The 24,449-nt window shown below is 65.6% G+C and carries 17 protein-coding genes; 4 read left to right on the plus strand and 13 right to left on the minus strand.

The window, feature by feature from the left end:
* Positions 1 to 247: 247 nt before the first annotated feature.
* From PQT43_RS30930 to PQT43_RS30975, 10 genes are all read right to left on the minus strand, one after another.
* A complete protein-coding gene (locus PQT43_RS30930) occupies positions 248 to 874 on the minus strand; it encodes a glutathione S-transferase (RefSeq protein ID WP_267268344.1) in 627 nt (208 codons plus the stop codon).
* Positions 871 to 4,512 carry an AAA family ATPase gene (locus tag PQT43_RS30935; RefSeq protein WP_267268343.1) on the minus strand — a complete coding sequence of 1,214 codons (3,642 nt, stop codon included), beginning with the start codon at positions 4,510 to 4,512 and terminating at the stop codon, positions 871 to 873. Before PQT43_RS30935 ends, PQT43_RS30930 begins: the two co-directional genes overlap by 4 nt.
* Entirely contained in the window at positions 4,509 to 5,753 is a 1,245-nt protein-coding gene (locus tag PQT43_RS30940; protein ID WP_123390483.1) for an exonuclease SbcCD subunit D C-terminal domain-containing protein, read from the minus strand. Before PQT43_RS30940 ends, PQT43_RS30935 begins: the two co-directional genes overlap by 4 nt.
* 254 nt (positions 5,754 to 6,007) lie before the next feature.
* Complete coding sequence (locus PQT43_RS30945; RefSeq protein WP_272755562.1) at positions 6,008 to 7,645, minus strand: BatD family protein; 1,638 nt, start codon at positions 7,643 to 7,645, stop codon at positions 6,008 to 6,010.
* A complete protein-coding gene (locus tag PQT43_RS30950) occupies positions 7,642 to 9,384 on the minus strand; it encodes a VWA domain-containing protein (protein ID WP_272755564.1) in 1,743 nt (580 codons plus the stop codon). The genes PQT43_RS30945 and PQT43_RS30950 overlap by 4 nt, the downstream gene beginning before the upstream one ends.
* Positions 9,381 to 10,457, minus strand: coding sequence for a vWA domain-containing protein (locus PQT43_RS30955; RefSeq protein WP_102879098.1), 1,077 nt, complete (start codon positions 10,455 to 10,457; stop codon positions 9,381 to 9,383). The genes PQT43_RS30950 and PQT43_RS30955 overlap by 4 nt, the downstream gene beginning before the upstream one ends.
* Positions 10,450 to 10,944, minus strand: coding sequence for a DUF4381 domain-containing protein (locus tag PQT43_RS30960; RefSeq protein ID WP_102879099.1), 495 nt, complete (start codon positions 10,942 to 10,944; stop codon positions 10,450 to 10,452). Before PQT43_RS30960 ends, PQT43_RS30955 begins: the two co-directional genes overlap by 8 nt.
* The gene (locus PQT43_RS30965; protein WP_102863320.1) at positions 10,941 to 11,882 is read right to left on the minus strand and encodes a DUF58 domain-containing protein; all 942 of its coding nucleotides are present in this window, start codon (positions 11,880 to 11,882) and stop codon (positions 10,941 to 10,943) included. Before PQT43_RS30965 ends, PQT43_RS30960 begins: the two co-directional genes overlap by 4 nt.
* Before the next feature lie 5 nt (positions 11,883 to 11,887).
* Positions 11,888 to 12,847, minus strand: a complete 960-nt coding sequence (locus tag PQT43_RS30970) for an AAA family ATPase (RefSeq protein ID WP_003218556.1) — start codon at positions 12,845 to 12,847, stop codon at positions 11,888 to 11,890.
* A gap of 258 nt (positions 12,848 to 13,105) precedes the next feature.
* Positions 13,106 to 13,462: a hypothetical protein gene (locus tag PQT43_RS30975; RefSeq protein ID WP_102863321.1), complete on the minus strand. Its 357-nt coding sequence runs from the start codon at positions 13,460 to 13,462 to the stop codon at positions 13,106 to 13,108.
* A 553-nt stretch (positions 13,463 to 14,015) separates the two neighbouring features.
* On the opposite strand from PQT43_RS30975, the gene PQT43_RS30980 reads away from it, so the two are divergent.
* A complete protein-coding gene (locus tag PQT43_RS30980) occupies positions 14,016 to 18,875 on the plus strand; it encodes an NAD-glutamate dehydrogenase (protein ID WP_123390489.1) in 4,860 nt (1,619 codons plus the stop codon).
* A 99-nt stretch (positions 18,876 to 18,974) separates the two neighbouring features.
* Here PQT43_RS30980 and PQT43_RS30985 read toward each other — a convergent pair whose 3' ends face one another.
* From PQT43_RS30985 to PQT43_RS30995, 3 genes are all read right to left on the minus strand, one after another.
* Positions 18,975 to 19,700 carry an META and DUF4377 domain-containing protein gene (locus PQT43_RS30985; protein WP_272755577.1) on the minus strand — a complete coding sequence of 242 codons (726 nt, stop codon included), beginning with the start codon at positions 19,698 to 19,700 and terminating at the stop codon, positions 18,975 to 18,977.
* 345 nt (positions 19,701 to 20,045) lie between these two features.
* Positions 20,046 to 21,410 carry a hypothetical protein gene (locus tag PQT43_RS30990; RefSeq protein ID WP_272755579.1) on the minus strand — a complete coding sequence of 455 codons (1,365 nt, stop codon included), beginning with the start codon at positions 21,408 to 21,410 and terminating at the stop codon, positions 20,046 to 20,048.
* A 182-nt stretch (positions 21,411 to 21,592) separates the two neighbouring features.
* Positions 21,593 to 21,907, minus strand: coding sequence for a hypothetical protein (locus PQT43_RS30995; RefSeq protein WP_102879103.1), 315 nt, complete (start codon positions 21,905 to 21,907; stop codon positions 21,593 to 21,595).
* Between the two features lie 243 nt (positions 21,908 to 22,150).
* Here PQT43_RS30995 and PQT43_RS31000 point away from each other — a divergent pair, with 243 nt between their 5' ends.
* From PQT43_RS31000 to PQT43_RS31010, 3 genes are read left to right on the plus strand one after another with little or no spacing between them, the layout of a single operon-like run.
* Positions 22,151 to 22,807, plus strand: a complete 657-nt coding sequence (locus tag PQT43_RS31000; RefSeq protein WP_102863578.1) for an STN domain-containing protein — start codon at positions 22,151 to 22,153, stop codon at positions 22,805 to 22,807.
* Positions 22,804 to 23,349, plus strand: coding sequence for an RNA polymerase sigma factor (locus tag PQT43_RS31005; RefSeq protein ID WP_102879104.1), 546 nt, complete (start codon positions 22,804 to 22,806; stop codon positions 23,347 to 23,349). The genes PQT43_RS31000 and PQT43_RS31005 overlap by 4 nt, the downstream gene beginning before the upstream one ends.
* Before the next feature lie 38 nt (positions 23,350 to 23,387).
* Positions 23,388 to 24,338 (plus strand): FecR family protein, encoded by a 951-nt coding sequence (locus tag PQT43_RS31010; RefSeq protein ID WP_102879105.1) that lies wholly within the window; start codon positions 23,388 to 23,390, stop codon positions 24,336 to 24,338.
* The last annotated feature ends 111 nt before the right edge of the window (positions 24,339 to 24,449 follow it).

The following is a 24,449-nucleotide window of genomic DNA, read 5'->3' on the forward strand; positions in this document are numbered from 1 at the left end:
TCGTTCGGATCTTCCTGAATGAGTTTTAGCGGATTTTACTCAAGACCTTGAAAGGGATGGCTGTAAGAGCGGAACCGCCAGCGGCCGCACCCGCCGGAACGGATATGTACCCAACCCCGCTGTAAAAGCGAAACCACCAGAGGCCACACCCGCAGGAACGGATATGTACCCAACCCCGCTGTAAAAGCGAAACCACCAGAGGCCACACCCGCAGCCCCGGATATGTACCCAACCCCACAACAAAAACTCACGCCAAAGTCTTGGCCATGACCCCCACAAACAACTCCGATTCAAGAAACCCCCGCAACCACTCCTGCAACGCACGATAAGGCGTCTGCGCAAACCACTCCCGGTCCACATGAGCAAACTGGCGAACAAACGGCAGCAGGGCCATGTCCGCCAAGCTCGGATGCGCCGCCAGCAGATAGCGTCGCTCCTGCAGCAGGCGATCCAACTGCGCCAGAAACACCTCGCCCTGGGCCCGGTAGTGCTCCATGGGCGCTTCGGGGTAGCGTTCGGCGTACTTGTAGCGATTGAGGTGCACCTTAAACACCTGATCATTCTCGGCAATCAAGGCCGCCATCTGCGTCTGGGCCTCGGGGGCGCCGATGAGCCGCCAGTTGTCCGGATCATGCTGCTCTAGCGCCCAGTGCATGATCTCCAGGCTCTCATCGATCACCCGCCCCTGCAGATCCAGCACCGGCACCGTGCCCTTGGCCGACAGCGCGAGCATCTCGGGTGGCTTGGCCTTGAGGCTGACCTCGACGATCCGCACCGGCACCCGGGCATAGCGCAGCGCCAGGCGTGCACGCATGGCATAGGGGCAGCGGCGGAACGAGTAGAGGGTCGCCTCTGGCGTGTCCATGCTGCTCATTTCACCTCCAGGGTGCTCAGGCCGTTGCCCTGGCGGCTGACCTTGATCTGCACCGGAATCCGTTCGTGCATTTCTTGCACGTGGGAAATCACCGCCACTTTGCGTCCCTGGGCCTGCAGGCCGTCGAGGGCGTCCATGGCCAGTTGCAGGGACTCGGGGTCGAGGCTGCCGAAGCCTTCGTCGATAAACAGCGACTCGATCTTCAGGGTGCTGGACGCCATGGAGGCCAGCCCCAGGGCCAGGGCCAGGGACACCAGGAAGGTCTCGCCACCGGACAGCGAGTGCACCGAGCGCAGCTCGTCGCCCATCTCGGTGTCCAGCACCAGCAGGCCGAGCATGCTGCCGCCGCGCTTGAGGCGGTAGCGCCGCACCAGTTGGCGCAACTGGGCGTTGGCGTGGTGCACCAGCAGGTCGAGGTTGTAGGCCTGGGCGATCTTGCGGAAGGTGTCGCCGGTGGCCGAGCCGATCAGGGCATTCAGGCGGGCCCAGCGCTGCCATTGGTTGTAGGCCTCGTTGATGCGCTGGCTCAGGGCCTGGTTGGCTTCCTGGCGGCGCTGGTCCTCGCTTTGTCGGGCGCGCAGTTCCGCTACGTGCTGCTCGCTGGCGAGGGCTTGTTGCTGCAGCTGTTCAAGGGCCTGGAGCAGTTGCCCGGCCTCCAGGTTGCCGTTGTGCTGGGCCTGGTGCTGTTGCAGGCGCTGCTGACGTTCCTGGAGCAGGACCTTGGCTTGTTCGATGGCCTTGTCGTTGGCCTGCAGGCGCTGGCGCAGTTGCTGGATCTGGTCCTCATCCAGTTCCAGCAACTGTTGCAGGCCGGCGTCATCCAGTTCCGGGTGCTGGGCGCGCCATTGCTCGATGCTGCCGGCCAGTTGCCGCTGTTCGCTGTCCAGGGCTTGCAGACGCTCTTGCCGGGCCTTGAGTTCGGCGCTCAGTTGGATCAGTTGCTGCTGCAGCTCGTGCTGCTCGTGCTGTGCCTTGGCCTGGGCGGTGCGGGCCTGTTCCACGGCTTGATCAAGCTGTTGCTGCCAGAGTTCGGCGCTAGGGTGCGACCCCAGCAGGGCGGCCAGCCGGTCCTGGCAGGCCTGCTGCTGTTGGCTCAGGGCGTCGAGCTGCTGCTGAGCGTCGCTCAGTTGCTGCTGGCGGGTCAGTTGGCGGTCCTGTTCCTTGTCCAGCAGCAGTTGGCGCTGCTGTTGTTCTTCGGTTTCGTCCTGGCGCTCGCGCAGTTGTTCGATGCGCTGCAGGACCTGCTGGTCCAGTTGCATGAAGGTACTGGCCGGATCACGGCGCAGGCCTTCGAGCACCTCGGCCGGCAGCAGGTTGTTGAAGCTGGCCAGTTCTTCCTCCAGACGCTGCTGGTCGGCGGCCAATTGCTCCTGCTGCTTGTGCAGTTGCTGGGCTGCCTGCTGGCTGGCGTCTTGTGCTTGCTGCAACTGCTGCTGGAGCCGCGTGGCGTCCTTTTGCAAGGTCAGCAAGGCATCCAGGCGGCTCTCATCCTGGGTGATGCTCTGTTGCAACTGTTCCAGTTGCTGGCGTAGCCAGGCATCGCGTCGAGCCGGGTCCTGGTCCAGCAGGCTGGCACTCTGCGGGTGGGCTTGCAGGCTGGGGGCCAGCGCCTGTTGCTGGCTGGCCAGTTGTTCCTGTTGCTGGAGGAATTCCTTCTGCTGGGCGATCAAGCCCTGGACCTGGGCCCGCAGTTCGTTGAGCTGTTCCTTGAGCCTGTCCACCGCCTGACGGGCGTTGGCTTCTTCGCTTTCGTCATGGCGCCCCAGGCTTTGCAGCAGGGCTTCGGGCTGGTGATAGGGGTGCTCGACGCTGCCGCACACCGGGCAGGGCTGATCGTCCTGCAACTGCTCGCGCAGTTCCTCGACACTGGCACTGCGGGCCAGGCGCTGACGCTCCAGCAAGGCCTGGGTGACGCTCAGGGTCTGCTCGGCGACGCTCAGTTCGGCCTTGGCTTGCAGGCCGGCCTGGTTCAGTGCTTCACGCTGGGCGGCCACGGCTTGTTGCTTGTCTTGCAGGGCGCGGCCGCGCAGGTCCAGTTCCTGTTGCTGGGCCCAGAGCCGTGCCAGCTCTTCGGTGGCCCGTTGTTGCTTGCGGTTGTCCTTGAGCAGGCCGTCCAGCAATTGGATCTGCTCGGCCACGGCTTGGGGTTCGGCACCGGCTTCGCTGTAGAGCAATTCAAGGTGGGTACGTTGTTCGGCCAGTTGCTGAGCCGCGCTGCCGGCCCGCTGTTCCAGGGCCGGCAGTTCGCTTTGGCCCTGATTCAGGCGGTTGCCGATCAGCATCAGTTGCTGCAAGCGTTCGCGGTAGAGCGTCCAGGCTTCGCTCAAGGGGGCGAGGGCGGCGCTGTGCGCCAGCTGCCCGGCAATCCGCTCCAGGCGCTCACCCACCAGACGCTGCTTCTCCAGCAGTTCGGCAATGCTTTGCTGGCCTTGGGCGCTGACGCTTTGCGCGCGGTCACGGGTTTCGCCGGCGTCGCTCAGGCTCTGGCCAAGACGGCTCAGGTTGCCCTGTTCGGCAAAGGCTTCGCGCAGCAGCGGGACGCTGTCGCTGTGCTGGCTCTGGGCCTGGGTCAGGGCGCTGTCGGCGTCGAGCACTTGCTGTTGCAGCTGTTGGTGACGTTGTTGCAGCTCAACCTGTTGCGCGGCCTGCTGCTCGATCTGTTGGCGCAGGGGCTCCAGCGCTTGGCGCAGCTCGATCTGGCGCAGGAACTGGTGACGCTGCGGCGCCAGTTGCTCCAGCCGTTGCAGGCGCAGGCGCTCCGGAGCCAGGGTCTGAGCCTCCTGCTCGGCCTGTTGCAACTGCTCGGTGGCGTCCTGCTGCGCCTCCTGCCATTGGCGCAATTCCTTGAGCCAGCTGTGCTGGGCTTCCAGTTGCTTGAGCTGGGCCTGCTGGGTCTTGAGCTGTTGCTGGGCGTCGTTGAACTGCTGGTCCAGTTCGGCCCGGGCCTCGGGGTCCAGGGGGACGATGCCGCTGGCCTGGGCCTGGAGCGCCTTGTGGGCCTCGTCGGCTTCCTTGCTCTTGCTGTAGGCCCGGCGCCCCAGCTGGCTGTAGATCGCGGTGTTGGTGAGCTTTTCCAGCAGCTCGCTGCGTTCCTTGTCGTCGGCCTTGAGAAAGGCGCTGAACTCGCTCTGGGCCAGCATCACGGCGCGGGTGAATTGCTCGAAGTTGAGGCCCAGCTTGGATTCGATCAGCTGTTCGTAGTCGCGCTTGCTACTGGCCAGCAATTGATTGCTGTCCAGGTCGGTGAGGCTCTGCCGGCTGGCTTGCAGCTTGCCGTTGGCCTTGTCGCGGGCGCGGTTGGCTTCCCAGCGGGCGCGGTAGCGGCGCCGGTCGATGCCGACAAAGTCCACTTCGGCGAACCCGCTGCCGGTGCCACGGCGCAGCAGGGTGCGTGGGTCGCCGGTGGAGATATCGCTGTCGACCTCGGGAACCTTGTTTTCCTTGGCGATCTTGTTCAGCCGCGGCACCGCGCCGAACAGCGCCAGGCACAGGGCGTCCAGCAGAGTGCTCTTGCCGGCGCCGGTGGGCCCGGTAATGGCGAACAGCCCAGCGCTGGCCAGGGGCTCGGCGGTGAAGTCGATCTCGAACGGGCCGGCCAGGGAGGCCAGGTTCTTCAGGCGGATGGCCAGGATCTTCATGGCTGTTCACCTTCTTGCTGAACGTCCTGCAACAGCAGGGCGAAATCCTTGAGGGTGGCGTCGTCCACCTCGTTGGCGTAGGCGTCGCGCCAGGCCCGGCGGAACAGTTCTTCGGGGCTCAGTTGATCCAGTTCGATCAGCTCGGCGCCATTGTCTTCAGCGTCGTGGCCGCCATTGCCGGCGTATTCGGCGGCAATCCGTACCAGACGCACGGCCTTGCCTTGCAGGGCGCTTTCCACTTGCTGGCGCAGATCCGGTTGCGGTTCGTCCAGGCGCACCCGCACTTCCAGCCAGGGCTGGCGCTGTTCTTCGGCCAACAGGTCGATGTCCGGCAGCTCGCCGAGCTGGGTCAGGATCTGCCCCAGGGGCGCCGGGCCCAGGCGTTGCAGGTTGACCGCCCGGGGAATCAGCCGCGGTTCGACGCTGACCAGGGTCTGGCCGTCCAGGCGCACATCGAGGATCTGGTGCGGGTAGTCGATTTCGGAAAACGACAGGGGAATCGGCGAGCCGCTGTAGCGGATGCGCTCCTCGCCATTGACCTTCTGCGGCTTGTGCAGGTGCCCCAGGGCCACGTAGCTGACGTCCGCGCCGAACAGGCTGGCGGGCAGGGCCTCGGCATTGCCGATGATCAGGCTGCGCTCGGAGTCTTCGGACACCGAGCCGCCGGCCATGTGCGCGTGGCTCACGGCGATCAGGGCCTGGCCCGGCTGGCGCTTGGCATTGGCCGCGGCGATCAGCCATTCATGGACCTGGGCGATGCCCTTGAGGTAGTCGTCTCCCAGCTGCGGGCCGGTGACTTCCGCCGGACGCAGGAAGGGCAGGGCCAGGCACCAGCCGACAATCGCGCCGCTGGCGTCGGGCAGGGGCAGCAGCAGGCGCTCGGCGTCCAGCTGGCCGTCGTCCAGCCACAGCACCCGGCCCAGGGCGTGGGTGCGCAGGCGGCGCATCAAGGGGGCGGGCAGTTCGATACGCGAACCGGAATCGTGGTTGCCGGCGATCATCACGATGGTCAGGGCCGGCTGCTGCTCGTGGGCGCTGACGATGAAGTCGTAGAGGCGTTCCTGGGCTTTGACCGGCGGGTTGACGGTATCGAAGATATCGCCGGCGATCAGCAGCACGTCCGGTTGCTCGTGCTTGAGCTGGCGCAACAGCCACTCCAGAAAGCAGGCATGTTCGAAGTCGCGCTCCTGGCCGTGGAGGTTCTGGCCCAGGTGCCAGTCGGAGGTGTGAAACAGACGCAAGGCAAACTCCGCATGAAAAAGGCTGGCCGCACAGAAGATGACCGCGGCGAAAGGGTCGAGAGTTTACTGGCAAACGCGTGTTTATGCCCGACGCTGCGGCAAATGCAGGCGCGATTGGCCCAGCGGCTTGGCTCCAGGGAGGTGGCTGTAGGAGCTGGCTTGCCAGCGAATGGGCCCGCCCAGGCGCGGCATGACTTACGGGCCTCTTCGCCGGCAAGCCGGCTCCTAGGCGGCAGGGGGCTGCACGGCTGCTGTTACTTGGGGTACAGCGGCGGCAGGCTGGTGGTGTCCGCCACCGGGTCCTGCACTCGCTCGTTGATGGGGATGGCGCGGATCGCTCGCCAGAGTTCCTCACCTTGCCAATATTGGCCGGTCTCGCTGTAGAGGGCGCCGTTGAGGCCGTCCAGGGCATCGGACAGGGGGATGAAACGCGCGGCCATGTCGGCCAGGGTTTCCGGTTGCTGGCGGGCCCAGGCATCCAGGGCCTGGCGGGTGGTCTGTGGGTCGTTGGCCTGGCAGGCGCGCTTGAGGTCGTCCAGCAGCGAGCGTGGGCTGGGGCCAGTCTGGGCCGCCCGCAGCACCGCCGGTTGCGATCGCGCGCGCCACCACAGGCCAAAGCCCAGCAGGGTGGTGCAGGCCAGCAGCAGGGTGCTCAGCTGCCACAGCCACAGGTCGCTGTTATCGACACTGGCCTGGGGCGTGCCGGCTGGGGTGTCCACCACCAGGCTCGGGTTGTTCGCCACTTGCAGGGTCCGCGCCGGCAGGCTGGTCTGTTCCAGGCGATCTTCCAGGGTGTTCCACCAAGTGATCTCCAGGGCCGGCAGTTCGAGGTCGCCGGTGCGGGTCGGCACCAGGGCCTGGCGCTCTTCGCGAGTCCCCAGCAGGCCGTGCTCGATGTGCTGGTTGCTCAGTTGCGGCTGATCCGGGTAGCTGCGCAGGCCATTGATCTCGGCCTGGGGCAGCGGTGGCAGTTGGGCGCTGGACAAGCCCTCGGCGCTCAGGGTCAGGCTGCGAGTCAGGGAGTCGCCGACCTGCGGGTGATCGGGCTCCGGGCTCCAACTTTCACTCAGGGTCAGGCTGCGGGCGGGCAGCCAAGGGGCATCGGCGGGGTAGGCGGCAGGCTTGGCCAGCACCTGCAGGCTCAGTTCGGCGGAGCTGACGTGGATCAGCTTGCCGGGCTTGGGTGCCTGGGACGTGGGCTCTTCTGTGCCTGTGCCCGGGTTGGCCGGGGTGGCGGTGAAGGTCAGCGCCGGGATCTGCAGTTCGCCGCTGCGCTGGGGATAGACGGCGTAGCGCATCTCGATCACCCCATGGCGCACGCCATTGATGAGTTTTTCGTAGGTGCGCGGCTCTCCCAGTTGCTCGATCCGGGCATCGCTCAGTTGCAACGGGCTCAGGCTGCTGTCGTCGAACAGCGGCACCGAATGGTAGATGTGCAGGGTCAGCAGGGCCTGGGCCTGGACATAGACCTTGGGCTGATCGAGTTCGGCGTGGATGAACACCGGTTCCAGGCGGCTGTCCTGATCCTGCACCGGGCTGGCGTTGACTTGCAGGGTCAGGGCCTGGCTCTGCAGGTTGCCCAGTTGCAGCGGGGCGATCTCCAGGGTGCCGGTGTGGCGCGGCAGCAAGGTGACGATCCAGCGGGTGCTGGCGTGGCTGTCGCCGAGGCTGTTGAGCTGGTTGACCTGGCGCGTACCGCGCACTTCGAACTGGCTGTCCAGGGACGTCAGGTCGGGCTTGCCGAACTGGGTGACGTCGGTGGACTCCAGGGTCAGCTCGACAGTCTCGCCGGAGTTCACCTGGTTGCGGTCCAGGCTGGCGAGCAGCCCGGCAGCCTGGGACGCCGAGGTCCAGAGCGCGAGGGCGAGCAGAAGGGCGGTGCAGCGGGTCATCGAAGTTTTCCCTGATCCTGATGTTGTTGCTGTTCGTACCAGAATTTACGCCTCAGCAGTTCTCCCGGGTCGTCCGGGATCTTGCGCAGCCATTGCTCCAGTGCCTGCTGGTGTTCGGCGTCCAGGCTGTCCTGGGCCGGACGCAGGGGCGTGGTGGTGTGCTGGTCGTCCAGCTCACTGCCGGGCACTTCACTGTAGCCGTTGCGCTGCGGGTCGGGCGCTGTGGCCTGGCCCTCGTTGGCCGCAGGCTGTCCGGGGTTGTCCGGCGGGGCGCTGGCGGTGCTCGGCGGGGTGGCCGTCGCGCTGGGTCCGGGGTTGCTGCTGTCGTCGCTGTCGGGGTTTTCCGGCTGCGGCGGCGGTGTTGGCGGGGTGGCTTGCTGCTGTTGCAACAGGCTTTCCACCAGGGCCTTGTTGTGTAGCGCCGGCTGCAGCTCGGGCTGGCGTTCCAGGGCCTGTTCGTAGGCGTCGATGGCGGCTTCCAGCTCACCACTGCGCGCCAGGGCATTGCCGCGATTGTAGTGGGCGCGGGCGTCGTTGCCTTCGGCAAAACGCTCGGCGGCGGCATTGTAGTTGCCGGCCTCGTACAAGGCCACGCCTTGCCATTGCGGGTCCTGGAAGTGTCGTGCAGCCTCGGCCGGGCGCTGCTGTTGCAGCAGGCGCTGGCCTTGCTGGTCGGGGCGCAGCCACAGGTCGTTGAAGTCGAAGGCGTAGCTGGGTTGCGGCGCGGCCAGTAGCAGCAGCGGCAGGCAGAACAGCCAGCCCCGGCGTCCGGCGCAGGCCGCCAGCAGCAACAGGGGCAGCAGCAGCCAATAGCCCTGGTCGGCCCAGGTGTCCAGGCGCAGGGTCTGGCCGTCGCTGCGCACGCCTTGCGGCCCGCCCGTCAGACCCAGGCCCTTGAGGTCGCTGTCGTCCAGGCGCGCCTGACGGTAGCGGCCGCCCACCTCGCCAATGAACTGCTTGAGGTCCGGGCTGTTCAGGCGCGATACCAGGATCGCCCCCAGGTCGTCCTTGAGGTAGCTGCCGTCTTCCAGGGTCACCGGGGCACCGTCGCGGCTGCCGAGGCCGAGCATCAGCAATTGCGGTGTTTCACCGTCAAGCGCCTGGCGGATGCCCTGGCGTTCCTGTTCGCTGAGGGAGGAGGCCATCAGCAACACCCGGCCCTGGCCCAGGGCGCCCTGGTCCAGCAGCTTGAGGGCCTTGAGCAGGGCCAGGTCGGCGCGCTGCCCGGCCTGGGGCATGATCGATGGCTTGAGGGCGTCCAGCAGGTTGCGGCTGGTGGCCAGATCATCGGACAGCGGCACCAGGGTGTGGGCGCTGCCGGCGTAGACCACGATCGCGGTCTGGGCGTCGCTGCGCAGTTGCAACAGGTCCAGCAGTTTGTGCCGGGCCTGTTCCAGGCGATTGGGCGGCACATCGTTGGCCAGCATTTGCGGGGTCAGCTCCAGCAGCACCACCAGCGGGTCGGCGGGTTTCTGGCTGGTTTGCTCCACCCGCTGCCAGCTCGGGCCCAGCAGTGCCAGTACCGCCAGCAGCCAGGCCAGGCCCAGGGCCACCCAGGGCAGTTTGCTTTCGCGGCCGTTGCCGCCGCTGAGCAGGGCGGCGTGAAAGGCCGGTGGCAGGATCATCTGCCAGCGTCCGGCACGCTTCTGCCGGTGCCAGAGCTTCCACAGCAGCAGCGCCAGCAGTGGCAGCACCAGCAACCATCCGGGCCGGAACCAGTGGGGCCAGAGACTGATCATCGACGCCTCCGCAAGCGCAGGCGCTTGAGCCGCTGGCGCCAGTCATGGGCAGGCAGCAGGAAGTTCGACTCGGTGAAGAAGCGCTGCAGCGGGTTGTGCGGCCAGCGCTCGCGCAGCACCAGCAGCACGCTGAGCAGCAGCGCCGTGGCCAGCGGCCAGTGGTACAGGGCCTGGGCCGGGCGGGCCTGGGTCGGTTGCTGGGCCACCGGCTCCAGTTGGTCGAGGGTGTCCTTGATGGCTTGCAGCTCCTGACCGTCACGGGCACGGAAGTAGCGCCCGCCGGTGACTTCGGCCAGTTCCTTGAGGGCCGGCTCGTCCAGGTCCAGGCTCGGGTTGAGCCCCAGCAGGCCCAGGGTCGCGCCCTGGTCCGGGTCGGCCCCGATGCCGATGGGATAGATTTTCACCCCTTCCTCGGCGGCCAGGCGTGCAGCGGTAATGGGCGGGATTTCGCCGCCGTTATTGGCGCCGTCGGTGACCAAAATCAGCACCCGGCTCTGCGCCGGGCGCTGGCGCAGGCGTTTGAGGGCCAGGCCGATGGCGTCGCCAATGGCGGTGTTCTTGCCGGCGATGCCGATCTTCGCTTCATCCAGCCAGATCCGCACCGTGCGCCGGTCGAAGGTCAGGGGCGCTTGCAGGTAGGCCTTGCTGCCGAACAGGATCAGGCCGACCCGGTCGCCTTCGCGGTGTTCGAGAAAGTCTCCCAGCAGGTGCTTGACCAGGCTCAAGCGGCTGACGTCTTCGTCCTGCCATTGCATGTCGGGAAAGTCCATGGAACCGGAGACGTCCACCGCCACCAACAGATCGCGGCCGCTGGCGGCCACCGGCAGCGGTTCCCCCAGCCATTGCGGGCGTGCCGCGGCCAACAGCAACAGGACCCAGAGCAGGATGAAGCGGGCCTGCTGGCGCCAGGCCGGCAGGTGGGCCCGGGCCCGGCGCTTGGACAGGCCTTCCAGGTCACTGAGGAAGCTCACCTTCAGCGCCGGCTCGCCGCTGTCGGCCACCGGCAGCACCAGGCGCAGCAGCCAGGGCAGCGGCAGCAGGGCGAAGATCCACGGCCAGGCGAACTCAAACATGCTTGCGAATCCAGGTGTCCACCGCCTGGGTCAGGCCGGCGATGGCTTTGTCGTCGAGCTTGCACTCGGGTTTGTAGGCGCCTTCCACCAGCACCATCCAGCGGGTCAGGCCGGCGGCCGGGCAGCGGTTGTCGAGAAACGCCAGCCACTTGCGGCCATTGAGGGTGTGGCTCTGGCTGTAGGGATAGTGGTTGCGGCACAGGCGCTTGAGCAGGGCGTTGAGGGCCTGCAGCCAAGCGCCGGCCGGGGCGCCGTCATAGGGCTTGGGCAACAGCGCCAGTTCCGCCAGGGCGGCCAGGCGCACCGGGTCCAGGGGCTGTTCGCTGCGCGCGCGCGCGGCTTTGCGTGGCCACAGATGACGCCAACGCCAGGCCGCGAAGCCGAGCACCGGCAGTAGCAGCGCCAGCAGCCACCAGCCTGGTGCTGGCGGCCACAGACTGATATCGGGCGGCAGCAGCAGCGGTTGCAGTTGTTCCAGGCTGCTCATCGGCCGGCTCCCGGACGCTGCGGATTGAGGTACTCGCGCAACTGCTCGACCATTTCGCTCTGGGTGCTCAGGGGCATCAGCAGCACCCGCAGTTTTTGCGCCAGGCGTTCCCAGCGGGCGATGCGCGCTTCGCTCTGGGCCCGGTAGGCCTGGCGCAGTTCGTAGTTCAGGGTGTCCAGTTCCAACTGCGCGCCGCGCTCGGCAAAACGCAACAGGCCGGCGGCGGGCAGGGCATGATCCAGGGGATCGGACAGGGGCATCAGCAGCAGGTCGCAATGCCGTGACAGCAGGCTCAGTTGCTGCTCGGCGGCGTCGCTCAGGGCGCGCTCGTCGCAGATCACGATCACCAGGCTGCCGGGGCGCAGCACTTCACGGCCGCGCAGCAGCGCGGTGCCCAGGGCATCGCGCTGGGGCTGGGCTTCGCTGTGCAGCGACTGGTTGACCCGCACCAGGCGGTTGAGCAGTTGCAACAGGCTCTGCTTGCTGCGTCGCGGTTTGATCTCGTAGTGCTCGTCGTCGCCGTAGACCAGGCCGCCGACCCGGTCGTTATGACCCAGGGCGGCCCAGCCGATCAGGCTCGCGGCCTGGGCGGCGAGCACCGACTTGAACATCAGCCCGGAGCCGAAGAACAGCTGGCGGCTTTGCTCGACCATGATGAAGATCGGCCGCTCGCGCTCCTCGTGGAACAGCTTGGTGTGGGGTTCCTGGGTACGGGCGGTGACCCGCCAGTCGATGGTGCGCACGTCGTCGCCGGCCTGATAGACCCGCACCTGATCGAAGTCCACACCGCGTCCGCGCAGCTTGGAGTGATGCAAGCCGATCAGCGGGCTGCGCTGGCTGGGGGTGGAGAACAGCTGCACCTCGCGCACGCGATGGCGCATCTCGATCAGCTCGCCGAGGGTGATGCGAATGCCGGGTTCGGCGATGGCTTGAGTCATGGAGATCAGGCGACGGCAACGACGTCGAGGATGCGCTGTACCACACGGTCCTGGTCGATGCCTGCCGCTTCAGCCTCGAAGGACAGAATGATGCGGTGGCGCAGCACGTCGAACAGCACCGCCTGGATGTCTTCCGGGCTGACGAAATCGCGGCCGGCGAGCCAGGCGTGGGCCCGGGCGCAGCGGTCCAGGGCAATGGAGCCGCGGGGGCTGGCGCCGTAGGCGATCCACTCGGCCATTTCCGGGTCGAACTTGGCCGGGGTGCGGGTGGCCATCACCAGTTGCACCAGGTATTCCTCCACCGCGTCGGCCATGTACAGGCCGAGGATTTCCTTGCGCGCGGCGAAGATCGCCTGCTGGCTGACCCGACGCTCGGGCTTGGTTTCGCCATTCAAGGCTTCGCCGCGGGCCTGCTGGAGAATGCGGCGCTCCACGGCGGCGTCCGGGAAGCCGATCTTGACGTGCATCAGGAAGCGGTCGAGCTGGGCTTCGGGCAGGGGATAGGTGCCTTCCTGCTCGATGGGGTTCTGGGTCGCCATCACCAGGAACAGGGGCGACAGTTCATAGGTGCTGCGCCCGACACTGACCTGACGCTCGGCCATGGCCTCCAGCAGCGCCGACTGGACCTTGGCCGGGGCGCGGTTGATTTCGTCGGCCAGCACCAGGTTGTGGAAGATCGGGCCTTGCTGGAACACGAAGCTGCCGGTTTCCGGGCGATAGATCTCGGTGCCGGTGATGTCGGCGGGCAGCAGGTCGGGGGTGAACTGAATCCGATGGAATTGCGCTTCAATGCCTTCGGCCAACTCTTTGATGGCCTTGGTCTTGGCCAGTCCTGGAGCGCCTTCGACCAGCATGTGGCCGTCGGCGAGCAGGGCGATGAGCAAGCGCTCGATGAGTTTTTCCTGGCCGAGAATCTGCGTTGAAAGAAAGGTTCGCAGCGCCAATAGCGCTTCACGATGTTCCATCGGTGACTGTTCCTGGAGAGGGTGCGCCCCGGGCGTTGAACTAACGTCGGGGCTGGGGGCGATACTTTAATCCATAGCGGGGGTCGGCGACTAACGGGGAAAACCTGATTTAGCCAAATTAGTCGAAAAAAAACACCGCCACCCACCGATTCCCGCGGGCGGTTCCTGTAGCCGCTGCCGCAGGCTGCGAACGGCTTGGGCGGCATACCGACGCAGGAGACGCGGGGATCTGGAGGGCGCCGCAGGTTCGACGGCGGGTCAGGGCAGCTGGCTGATGTAGGTGCCGGTGCCCTTGAGGATGTTCTGCAGGGTCAGTTCCACTTCGGCCAGGTCCGAGGCGGCGGTGCTGTGGCGGATTTCCAGGTGGTCGGAACCGTTCAGGGCGTCGGCGTCGGCCGCGGCGATTTCGATCAGCAGGGTGGTCGGGCTCAGGGTGACCTTGACGCCATCGAGGGTCGAGGGCTCGCCGTCGAGGGTGATTTCCAGTTCGTCCTCGTCCGGGTAGCGGCTCATCAGGAACATCTCGCCCTGGCTGCTGTGGCAGCAGAGCATGGCCATGTTGTCTTCTTCGTCGTCGCAAGGGTTGGCGATCAGGTGGGCAGTGGTCATGAGCATGGGGGCATTCCTGGGGCGGGGGCCGGCAGCGGCCGGACAGGGCAAAAAGAAACAATTCTGCCAGCCCGAGGGAATTTCTGCTGGCTTGTCTGTCAGAGAACAGGTCGTGAACAGTCATCACCTGCAGCGTCACTTCTGGTACGCAAGTACCGCGAAACCGGGGAAAAACCCTGGTTTTTCTCCGTCGCCTGCTAGTGTTGTTCAGGGCATCGTCCGCCAGTTGCGTGCCGTTGACCGAATATGTCGCAGCATCGCAAGCAGCTGTCGCGTTCCACTCGTTAAGCTGCGCAGCGGACAATTTGTTCTCAAGTGCAATAGGTTGCGTCTGATTTGCGATGGTCACCTGTAAAGGCATTGCGCGCTCTGAAAGCGCCAGTCGTTTTTGCAGATGCCCATCCCGGGAAGGTGAATGTGACCTGTGCGTCTCGTCCAGCTTCACCCACCTGGCATCCTGCAACCTCTGCCCGAGACCAGGAGCAGGATGCACCACCGCCCCGCAAGGGGTTTGCACGCGACGCTACCATCAATAACAAGCCCAAGCGGAGTACCACAGATGGCGTTCTTCACCGCAGCCAGCAAGGCCGACTTCCAGCACCAACTGCAAGCGGCACTGGCCCAGCACATCAGTGAACAGGCACTGCCACAAGTGGCGCTGTTCGCTGAACAATTCTTCGGCATCATTTCCCTGGACGAACTCACCCAGCGTCGCATGTCCGACCTGGCGGGCTGCACCCTTTCTGCCTGGCGCCTGCTTGAGCGCTTCGATCACGCGCAACCGCAAGTGCGCGTCTACAACCCCGATTACGAACGTCATGGCTGGCAGTCGACCCACACCGCGGTGGAAGTCCTGCACCACGACCTGCCGTTTTTGGTGGACTCGGTCCGTACCGAGCTCAACCGTCGCGGCTACAGCATCCACACCCTGCAGACCACCGTGCTCAGCGTACGTCGCGGCAGCAAGGGCGAGCTGCAAGAAGTCCTGCCCAAGGGCACCCAGGGCGAGGGCGTGCAGCAAGAGTCGCTGATGTACCTGGAGATCGACCGCTGCGCCAACGCCGCCGAACTCAGCGTGCTGGGCAAGGAGCTGGAACAGGTACTGGGTGAAGTGCGGGTCGCCGTGGCCGACTTCGAGCCGATGAAGGCCAAGGTCCAGGAACTGATCGAAAGCATCGACAACAGCCAGTTCGCCATCGCTGCCGATGAAAAGACCGAGATCAAGAGTTTTCTGGAATGGCTGGTGGGCAACCACTTCACCTTCCTCGGCTACGAAGAGTTCGTAGTCGGCACCGATCAGGAAGGCGGGCATATCGACTATGACCCAAGCTCCTTCCTCGGCCTGGCCAAGCTGCTGCGCGCCGGCCTCACCAGCGATGACCTGCGCATCGAAGACTACGCCGTCAACTACCTGCGCGAACCGACGCCGCTGTCGTTCGCCAAGGCCGCGCACCCCAGCCGCGTGCACCGTCCGGCCTACCCGGACTTCGTCTCGATCCGCCAGATCGACGCCGACGGCAAGGTGATCAAGGAATGCCGCTTCATGGGCCTCTACACCTCCTCGGTGTACGGCGAAAGCGTGCGAGTGATTCCCTACATCCGTCGCAAGGTCGAAGTCATCGAGCAGCGCTCGGGCTTCCAGGCCAAGGCGCACCTGGGCAAGGAACTGGCCCAGGTCCTGGAAGTGCTGCCACGGGACGATCTGTTCCAGACCCCGGTGGACGAGCTGTTCAGCACCGTGATGTCCATCGTGCAGATCCAGGAACGCAACAAGATCCGCGTGTTCCTGCGCAAGGACCCTTACGGCCGTTTCGCCTACTGCCTGGCCTATGTGCCGCGCGACATCTATTCCACCGAAGTGCGGCAGAAGATCCAGCAAGTGCTGATGGATCGCCTGCAAGCCACTGACTGCGAGTTCTGGACCTTCTTCTCCGAGTCGGTGCTGGCCCGCGTGCAGCTGATCCTGCGAGTGGACCCGAAACAACGCATCGACATCGACCCGCTGCTGCTGGAAAAAGAAGTGGTGCAGGCCTGCCGCAGCTGGCAGGACGACTACGCCAGCCTGGTGGTGGAAAGCTTCGGCGAAGCCCACGGCACCAACGTGCTGGCGGACTTCCCCAAAGGCTTCCCGGCCGGCTACCGCGAGCGCTTTGCCGCGCACTCGGCCGTGGTGGACATGCAGCACCTGCTGAGCCTGACCGAAGCCAACCCGCTGGTGATGAGCTTCTACCAGCCCCTGGGCCAGGTGTCCGGCCAGCGCGAGCTGCATTGCAAGCTGTACCACGCCGACACCCCGCTGGCGCTGTCCGACGTGCTGCCGATCCTGGAAAACCTCGGCCTGCGCGTGCTGGGTGAGTTCCCGTACCGCCTGCGCCACAACAATGGCCGCGAGTACTGGATCCACGACTTCGCCTTCACCGCCGCCGAAGGCCTGGACCTGGACATCCAGCAGCTCAACGACACGCTGCAGGACGCCTTCGTCCACATCGTCCGTGGCGATGCCGAGAACGACGCCTTCAACCGCCTGGTGCTGACTGCCGGCCTGCCATGGCGCGACGTGGCGCTGCTGCGTGCCTATGCCCGCTACCTGAAGCAGATCCGCCTGGGCTTCGACCTGGGCTACATCGCCAGCACCCTGAACAACCACACCGACATCGCCCGCGAGTTGACCCGGTTGTTCAAGACCCGTTTCTACCTGGCGCGCAAGCTCACCAGTGAAGACCTGGAAGACAAGCAGCAGCGTCTGGAACAAGCGATCCTCACCGCCCTGGACGACGTTCAGGTGCTCAACGAAGACCGCATCCTGCGACGCTACCTGGACCTGATCAAGGCCACCCTGCGGACCAACTTCTACCAGACCGACGCCAACGGCCAGAACAAGTCCTACTTCAGCTTCAAGTTCAACCCGCACCTGATCCCCGAGCTGCCCAAGCCGGTGCCCAAGTTCGAAATCTTCGTCTACTCGCCACGGGTTGAAGGCGTGCACCTGCGCTTTGGCAACGTGGCGCGCGGCGGCCTGCGCTGGTCCGACCGTGAAGAAGACTTCCGTACCGAAGTCCTGGGCCTGGTAAAAGCCCAGCAAGTGAAGAACTCGGTGATCGTGCCGGTGGGCGCCAAGGGCGGCTTCCTGCCCCGTCGCCTGCCACTGGGCGGCAGCCGGGACGAGATCGCGGCCGAGGGCATCGCCTGCTACCGCATCTTCATCTCCGGCTTGCTGGACATCACCGACAACCTGAAAGACGGCGCCCTGGTGCCACCGGCCAACGTGGTGCGGCATGACGACGATGACCCGTACCTGGTGGTGGCGGCGGACAAGGGCACTGCGACCTTCTCCGACATCGCCAACGGCATCGCCATCGACTACGGCTTCTGGCTGGGTGACGCCTTCGCCTCCGGCGGTTCCGCCGGTTACGACCACAAGAAGATGGGCATCACCGCCAAGGGCGCGTGGGTCGGCGTGCAGCGCCACTTCCGCGAGCGCGGCATCAATGTCCAGGAAGACAGCATCACCGTGGTCGGCATCGGCGACATGGCCGGCGACGTGTTCGGCAACGGCCTGTTGATGTCCGACAAGCTGCAACTGGTGGCGGCGTTCAACCACCTGCACATCTTCATCGACCCGAACCCGGACCCGGCCACCAGCTTCGTCGAGCGCAAGCGCATGTTCGAGCTGCCGCGTTCGGCCTGGACCGACTACGACACCAGCATCATGTCCGAAGGCGGCGGCATCTTCTCGCGCAGCGCGAAGAGCATCGCCATCTCGCCGCAGATGAAAGAACGCTTCGACATCCAGGCCGACAAGCTGACCCCGACCGAGCTGCTCAACGCCTTGCTCAAGGCGCCGGTGGACCTGTTGTGGAACGGCGGTATCGGCACCTACGTCAAGGCCAGCACCGAGAGCCACGCTGACGTCGGCGACAAGGCCAACGACGCCCTGCGCGTCAACGGCAACGAGCTGCGCTGCAAAGTGGTGGGCGAGGGCGGCAACCTGGGCATGACCCAGCTGGGTCGTGTGGAGTTCGGCCTCAATGGCGGCGGTTCCAACACCGACTTCATCGACAACGCCGGTGGCGTGGACTGCTCCGACCACGAAGTGAACATCAAGATCCTGCTCAACGAAGTGGTGCAGGCCGGCGACATGACTGACAAGCAGCGCAACCAGCTGCTGGCCAGCATGACCGACGAAGTCGGCGGCCTGGTGTTGGGCAACAACTACAAGCAGACCCAGGCCCTGTCCCTGGCCGCGCGCCGTGCCTACGAGCGTGCTGCCGAGTACAAGCGCCTGATGAGCGACCTGGAAGGCCGCGGCAAGCTGGATCGCGCCATCGAGTACCTGCCGACCGAGGAGCAGCTCACCGAGCGCGCCGCGACCGGCAAGGGCCTGACCCGTCCGGAGCTGTCGGTGCTGATTTCCTACAGCAAGATCGACCTCAAGGAAGCCTTGCTCAAGTCCCTGGTGCCGGATGACGACTACCTGACCCGTGACATGGAGACCGCGTTCCCGCCAAGCCTGGTGGCCAAGTTCTCCGAGGCCATGCGTCGCCATCGTCTGAAGCGCGAGATCGTCAGCACCCAGATCGCCAACGACCTGGTCAACCACATGGGCATCACCTTCGTGCAGCGCCTGAAGGAGTCCACCGGCATGAGCCCGGCGAACGTCGCCGGTGCCTACGTGATCGTGCGGGACATCTTCCACCTGCCGCACTGGTTCCGTCAGATCGAAGCCCTGGATCACCAGGTCTCGGCCCAGGTGCAACTGGAGCTGATGGATGAACTGATGCGTCTGGGCCGTCGGGCCACCCGCTGGTTCCTGCGCAGCCGGCGCAACGAGCAGGATGCCGCGCGCGATGTCGCCCACTTCGGTCCGCACCTGGCGGCGCTGGGCCTCAAGCTCGACGAACTGCTGGAAGGCCCGACCCGCGAAGGCTGGCAGAACCGTTACCAGGCCTATGTCGAAGCCGGCGTACCGGAGTTGCTGGCGCGCATGGTTGCAGGCACCACTCACCTGTACACCCTGCTGCCGATCATCGAAGCGGCCGACGTGACCGGTCAGAGCGCGGCCGATGTGGCCAAGGCCTACTTCGCCGTGGGCAGCGCCCTGGACCTGCCGTGGTACCTGCAGCAGATCAGCGATCTGCCGGTGGGCAACAACTGGCAGGCCCAGGCCCGTGAAGCCTTCCGCGATGACGTGGACTGGCAGCAACGGGCGATCACCATCAAGGTGCTGCAGATGGCCGATGCGCCGGACGACATGGAAGCCCGCGTGGCCCTGTGGCTGGAGCAGAACGCGAGCATGGCTGATCGCTGGCGCGCCATGATGGTGGAAATCCGTGCCGCCAGCGGCACCGACTACGCCATGTATGCCGTGGCCAACCGGGAACTGCTGGACCTGGCCATGAGCGGTCAGTCGGTGCTGTAACGGCCTGACCCCGCCCCAAGCAAAAAAGCCCCGTATCGCAAGATACGGGGCTTTTTTATTGCCTGGCGTCGGTGCCGGCAGGCGGTTGTCGGGTAAGGCTTAGCGGGTCTTGGCCGAGGCGTCCTGCTCGACCACCATGTCCAGCACGTAGACCGTGGACGGGGCGTCGGCAGGCGGGTTCTTCCATTCGTATTGCTTGACCCGCAGCACGTTGCGCACGCCGTCCTGGTGCTCGTAACCCTCGATGGGCTGGTACAGCGGATGCCAGGCGTCCTGGGTTGGCAGTTGCAGGCCGGCGGCATCGTAGCGGCGCTCACGCACTTGCAGGCACTGGAAGTCGGGGATCAGCGGGTGGCTGCATTTGACGGTCTGGGCCGCCACTTCCAGGAAGCGCGTCTGGCCCTGGCTGCCGTAGCGGGTCTCGGGGGTGGGCTGGCCTACGAACTTGAGCTGGGTGCCGTCCTGGGTGGTCAGTTGCAGGGTCGGAGTCGCTTCGTCGCCGCCGAAGGTGGTGCGCAGGTCGCCCTTGAACAGGCGGCCGACTTCGGTATCCAGGCTCATCAGGCTGGGGTCGCAGGCCATCATGGTCGAGGCCAGGGGCTGGACCTTGAGCACGCCGTTTTCAGACTGGAAACCGCCGAACTGGCGGTTGCAGCCGCCGCTGATGTTGAGGTTCTGCCCGGTGAAGGTCAGGCGCAGCTGGCGCTCGATGCCCTTGTCCAGGGCGGCAACGGGTTTGCCCGCCGCGTCGCTGGCCGAGACCAGTTGCCAGTAGTAGGCGGCCAGTGCGGGTTGGGCGCTGACGGAGGCAGTGCTGGCGGGCATGGAAGAGGATCCTTCAGGGGGAGTGGACGCCGGGGTGCAGGCCTGGAGCAGGGCGGCACAGACGGATACGAGGAGGATGTTTTGCTTCATGGTTCGCTCTTTCAGCCTTGATGGAGTATGGCCTGGCGCATGGGCGGCAGGCCCAGGCCGGTAACCTGTGGCAGTGATGCGCGGCGCCCGCCACCTGGGCCGGGCGCCGCCGGACGACCGCTGCCGTTACCGATTGCGATGTGACAGCACTGTGCCAGTTCGGTTTCATGGCCGCTGGCCAGCGGGAGTGTTACCAAATCTTGCACACGCGTTGCAAGCAGCGCCCCGGATTGCCCGCCGCCCAGTGTCCCGGGCTTACCAGAACCAGTAAGGCAGGAATTTGGGCGTTGGCTCATTGGCCAGTTCCAGGTGATAGGTGATGGCGTTGAAAAAGAACCCATCGAGCAAGAGAAACGCCGCCACGCCGAACGCCAGGACGATCACCTCGTAATGCCGGTGCTCGGCGTATTGCCGGCCGATCCAGTAGCGCACGCCGCTGAGCAGGACAAAGCTTGCGAACACACCGGCGAAGTTGGGCTGCAAGGGCTGGGCGGCAAACGCGTTGTAGCCCAGCACCAGCAGCGCCAGGACCGCGCCGCTGGCCGGCAGGTTCAGGCACAGGCGCAGCAGGCGTTTGCGGGTGGCGCTGAACAGGCCGTTGGGGTCGACGAATATATAGGCCGCCAGCAGGGAAATGGCCGGGGTGATGGACACGATGTAACGCGCCTTCTTCGAGTTGGGAATGCTGAAGAACAGGATCAGCACCAAGAACCAGGCGCCCAGGTACAGCAGCAGGCGCGGTGCCGACGGCGGTGGCGCGCTGAACCCCTGCCTGGCGCTTCTGACCATGACGCACAGGGCGTAGAACGCGGTGAAGCTGTAGGTGATCAGCCCGACGCTGAAGTAGAAGTAATAGCGTGGCGAGTGATTGCTGGCGATCCGGCCCAGGCCCTGCATTTCCAGCACTTGCTGCATGAAGGCGTCACCACCCTGCACGTGGGCGGCCCAGGCCAGCAGGGCGACCCCGGCGGCGAACAGCAGGCCGCTCAGCAGCGAGAACCCGACCAGGGTCCGCCACTGCCGGCTCAGCAGGTAATAGGTGCCGACCACCAGTGCCGGGCCGATCATGCCGATCGGTCCGCGCAGGGCAAAGCCCAGGATCAGCCCAAGCAATACCAGCGCCAGGCGTGCGCGCTGTTGCTTGAGATCGGCGGTGTAGGCCAGGTAGAAGCAGCCCGCGGTGATCAGGGCGGGGTAGATGTCCAGGGCCAGGGAGTTGACGCTGTCCAGGAACGCCCAGGTGAACAGCGCAAAGAGCACGCCGCAAACGCCCCATTTCTGCTCATGCAGGGCCCCCAGTTTGTAGATGAACACCAGCATCAGCGACGCGGCAATGCACAAGGGCAGGCCCATCGACAGCACGGACAGCTGGCCGAAGGGCAGCGACGCCAGGTAGACCAGCAGCGTGTTGACAACGGTGTAGTCGGGATACGGCTGCAGATCGTCGGCGATGGGGAACAGCGTCATGCCGTGCTGCAGCATGTACTCGGCGAAGTCGACGAAGCGCGTGGTGTAGTTGAGGACGGCCGGTTTGTATTGCAGGCCCATGAACAGCACCAGGGCCACCAGGAAAATACTCAGGCCGGGTCGTTGCCAGATTTGTTTTTGAACGCTTTCCATGTTCACAACACACAAAAAAAGCCGACGGTATGGTGGCCAGCACTCGAACGCGTGCACGAATGGCGGCGTGGCAGGTTGCTGGCACCGGTTTTTGGGTGCAGCAATCTAGCGCGGCCGAGGTTAACGGCCGGTATAGGGGCGCAGTCCCGGCAGTGGCCGCTTCAGGCCCGAGGAGCTGGCCCTCAGGGCCGTTGCGGCTTGACCGAAGTGCCGAAGGTATTACCCATGCGCACGCTGGTGGCGGCCGGTGTCGAGAGCCCGACCTGGTTCGGCGGGCGCTTGTGCACCGGGTCCTCCATGGCCTGTTGATTGGCCTGGGCCGCCTTGACGGCGTCCGGGTCGTTGCCCATCTGTTTGCTCAGGCAGTTGTAGTCGGGGGCCTTGTAGCCGCCGACGCTGACTTCCACGCAACCCTCGCGGGCCTCCTCGGCCTGCAGCGTCCAGGGCAGGGCGCACAGCAGCAACAAGGTGGCGGCGTATTGGCTTGAACGATTCATCCTGGCCTCCTGGCAGGCCCGGGAAAGCGGGCCTCGATGCCGGCCGAGTGTAGTGCAAACCGATGACTGAAAAAGTGATGGTTTTTTTGCCGTGGCCGTAACACCAGATTCATAAACTGGCCTCAGGATGACGCTTTTAGGGATTGGACTGCAGTGCAGCGACGCAGCGCGCAGGTCGGGCGATGGACTTCATTGCACGGGGGCTTGGCGACCTGTGTGCTGGGGTTCGTGCTGCTGGCGTTGATGCCGCAGGGCTGGGGCCAGCCCGCTGTCGAGGGACCGCCCCGGGTGGATTCCCAGGCCTTGCTGACGCTGGAGATTCCGGCGCAGAACCTGGTGGATGCCCTGGAGCTGTTCAGTCGCGCCACAGGAATGGCGGTGCTGGTGGATCGGGAGTTGACCCGGGGGCGGCGGTCGGTGGGGATCAAGGGCCGCTACAGCGCTCAGGAGGGCTTGAGTCGCCTGCTGGCGGGCAGTGGCCTGATGGCCCGTTATGCCCGCAGCGATGCCTTCACCCTGCAGGTGCCACAGGCCACGCCGGCCACGCCGCTACCGGGTGCGGGAAGCAGCCGGGCGGCGCGGCTCAACAGCAGTTATGCCAGTGCCGTGCAACAGGCGGTGGAGCACAGTCTGTGTGGTTCGGCGCTGACCCGTCCGGGCCGCTTTCGCGCTTTGTTGCAACTGTGGATCGGCGCCGATGGCCGGGTGCAGCACAGCCGCCTGGTGAGCTCCACCGGCGATCTGCAGCGCGATGAAGCCTTGGTGCAGCGCCTGGCGGACACCCGGGTTCAGCGCCAGGCGCCCAGCTCGCTGCGCCAGCCGCTGACCTTACTCTTGATACCGGACACAACAGGGAAACGCATGGACTGCAGGGAATGGGAAGGAGCTTCCGGGGTATGAAAAATACCGCACAGAGTGCGATGGTCAGGCTGTTCCTGACGTCCTACGAGGACTTTCGGGTGCGCTTGCGCAGGCGCCTGGGCTCCGAGGACCTGGCCAACGACGTCCTGCATGAAACCTACCTGCGGGTCGACCGCATGGAAGAGCCGCCCAACCTGCTGCAACCCAATGCCTACCTCTATCGCATGGCCCTGAACATTGCCGCCGACCGCCGCCAGTCCGACGCCCGGCTGCTGACCGGCGACGAGGTCGAGGAACTGCTGCACATCGCCGATGACACCCAGGACCCGTCGCGGGTGGTGGGCGGCCAGAAAGAAATCCAGACCCTGCTCAAAGCCCTCTACGAACTGCCGGCGCGGCGGCGCAAGATCTTTATCGCCGCGCGCCTGGAAGAGGCGCCGCACCTGGAAATTTCCCAGCGTTTCGGCATTTCCACACGGATGGTGGAGAAAGAAATCAAGGCTGCCCTGGGCCATTGCGCCTTGCGCCTTGAAAGAAAAGTCATTCAGCGGTTCGGTCCCGGGGCCGGAAAACTGTCCTAGACAAAGAGTCCCTGATCAATCCGTGAGTACCTGCGCGCTTGAACATTTTTAGCATCTGCACCCCCCAGGCCTCGGCGGACCCGCAACTGTTGAGGGAAGCCCAGGACTGGCTGGTCCTCCTGACTTCGGGTCGGGCCACCGTGGCCGACGCCCGGGCGCTGCGCCAATGGTGCGCACAAAGCCCGCAGCACGCGGCCGCCTTCGAGCACACCAAGGCCCTGTGGCACTGTCTGCAACCGGCAGCCCAGCAGCTGGAGCAACAGTCCCGGCCCCGGCACTTGGGGCGTCGGGCGTTTCTGGGTGGCGCGATTGCGGCGTCGGCGGCGCTGTTCATGGTGCGGTTCACTGTCCCGGGCGGCTTTGCCGGGCTGACCGCGGATTTCGCCACCGACGTCGGTGAGCAGCGGCGGGTGGACCTGGCCGAGGGCGTGAGCCTGGAGCTCAATACCCAGACCCGCATCAGCCGCCGCGACCCCGGCGCGGGCGAGCAGGGCATCGAGCTGCTGGAGGGCGAGGTGGAAGTTTTCAGCCACAGCACCCAGGCGCTCAAGGTCCAGGCCGGTGATGGCTGGCTGAGTGCGCGCCAGGCGCGCTTCAATTTGCGCAACACCGATCATCAGGTGTGCGTGACCTGCATCGAAGGCAGCCTGCAAGTGGCAGTGGCGGGGCGCAGCATTCGCCTGGACAGCGGCCGGCAACTGACCTACGACGCCAGGGCGGTGGGCGAGCCGATCGCCGTGGACCCCCGCAGCGTGATCGCCTGGCGCGAGCAGGTGCTGGTGTTCGACAACGCCAGCCTCAACACCGTGATCAGCGAGATCAACCGCTATCGTCCGGGGATGCTGGTGCTGCTCAATGCCGAGTTGGGCCAGCGCAAGGTTCAGGCGCGCTTCAACCTCAACCAGTTGGCGGGCGTGGCCTTGCTGATCCGCGACGCCTATGGCGCCAAATGCACCGAGCTGCCCGGTGGCGTGGTACTGCTCAGCTGACACCCCGCGAGATCCCTGCGTCTCCTGCGTCGCAATGCCGCCCAAGCCGTTCGCAGCCTGCGGCAGCGGCTACACAAACCTGGCTCGGCACTGACCTGTAGCCGCTGCCGA

This window comes from Pseudomonas sp. BLCC-B112, assembly GCF_028550695.1.
In the GTDB taxonomy this organism is placed as follows: Bacteria; Pseudomonadota; Gammaproteobacteria; order Pseudomonadales; family Pseudomonadaceae; genus Aquipseudomonas; species Aquipseudomonas danubii.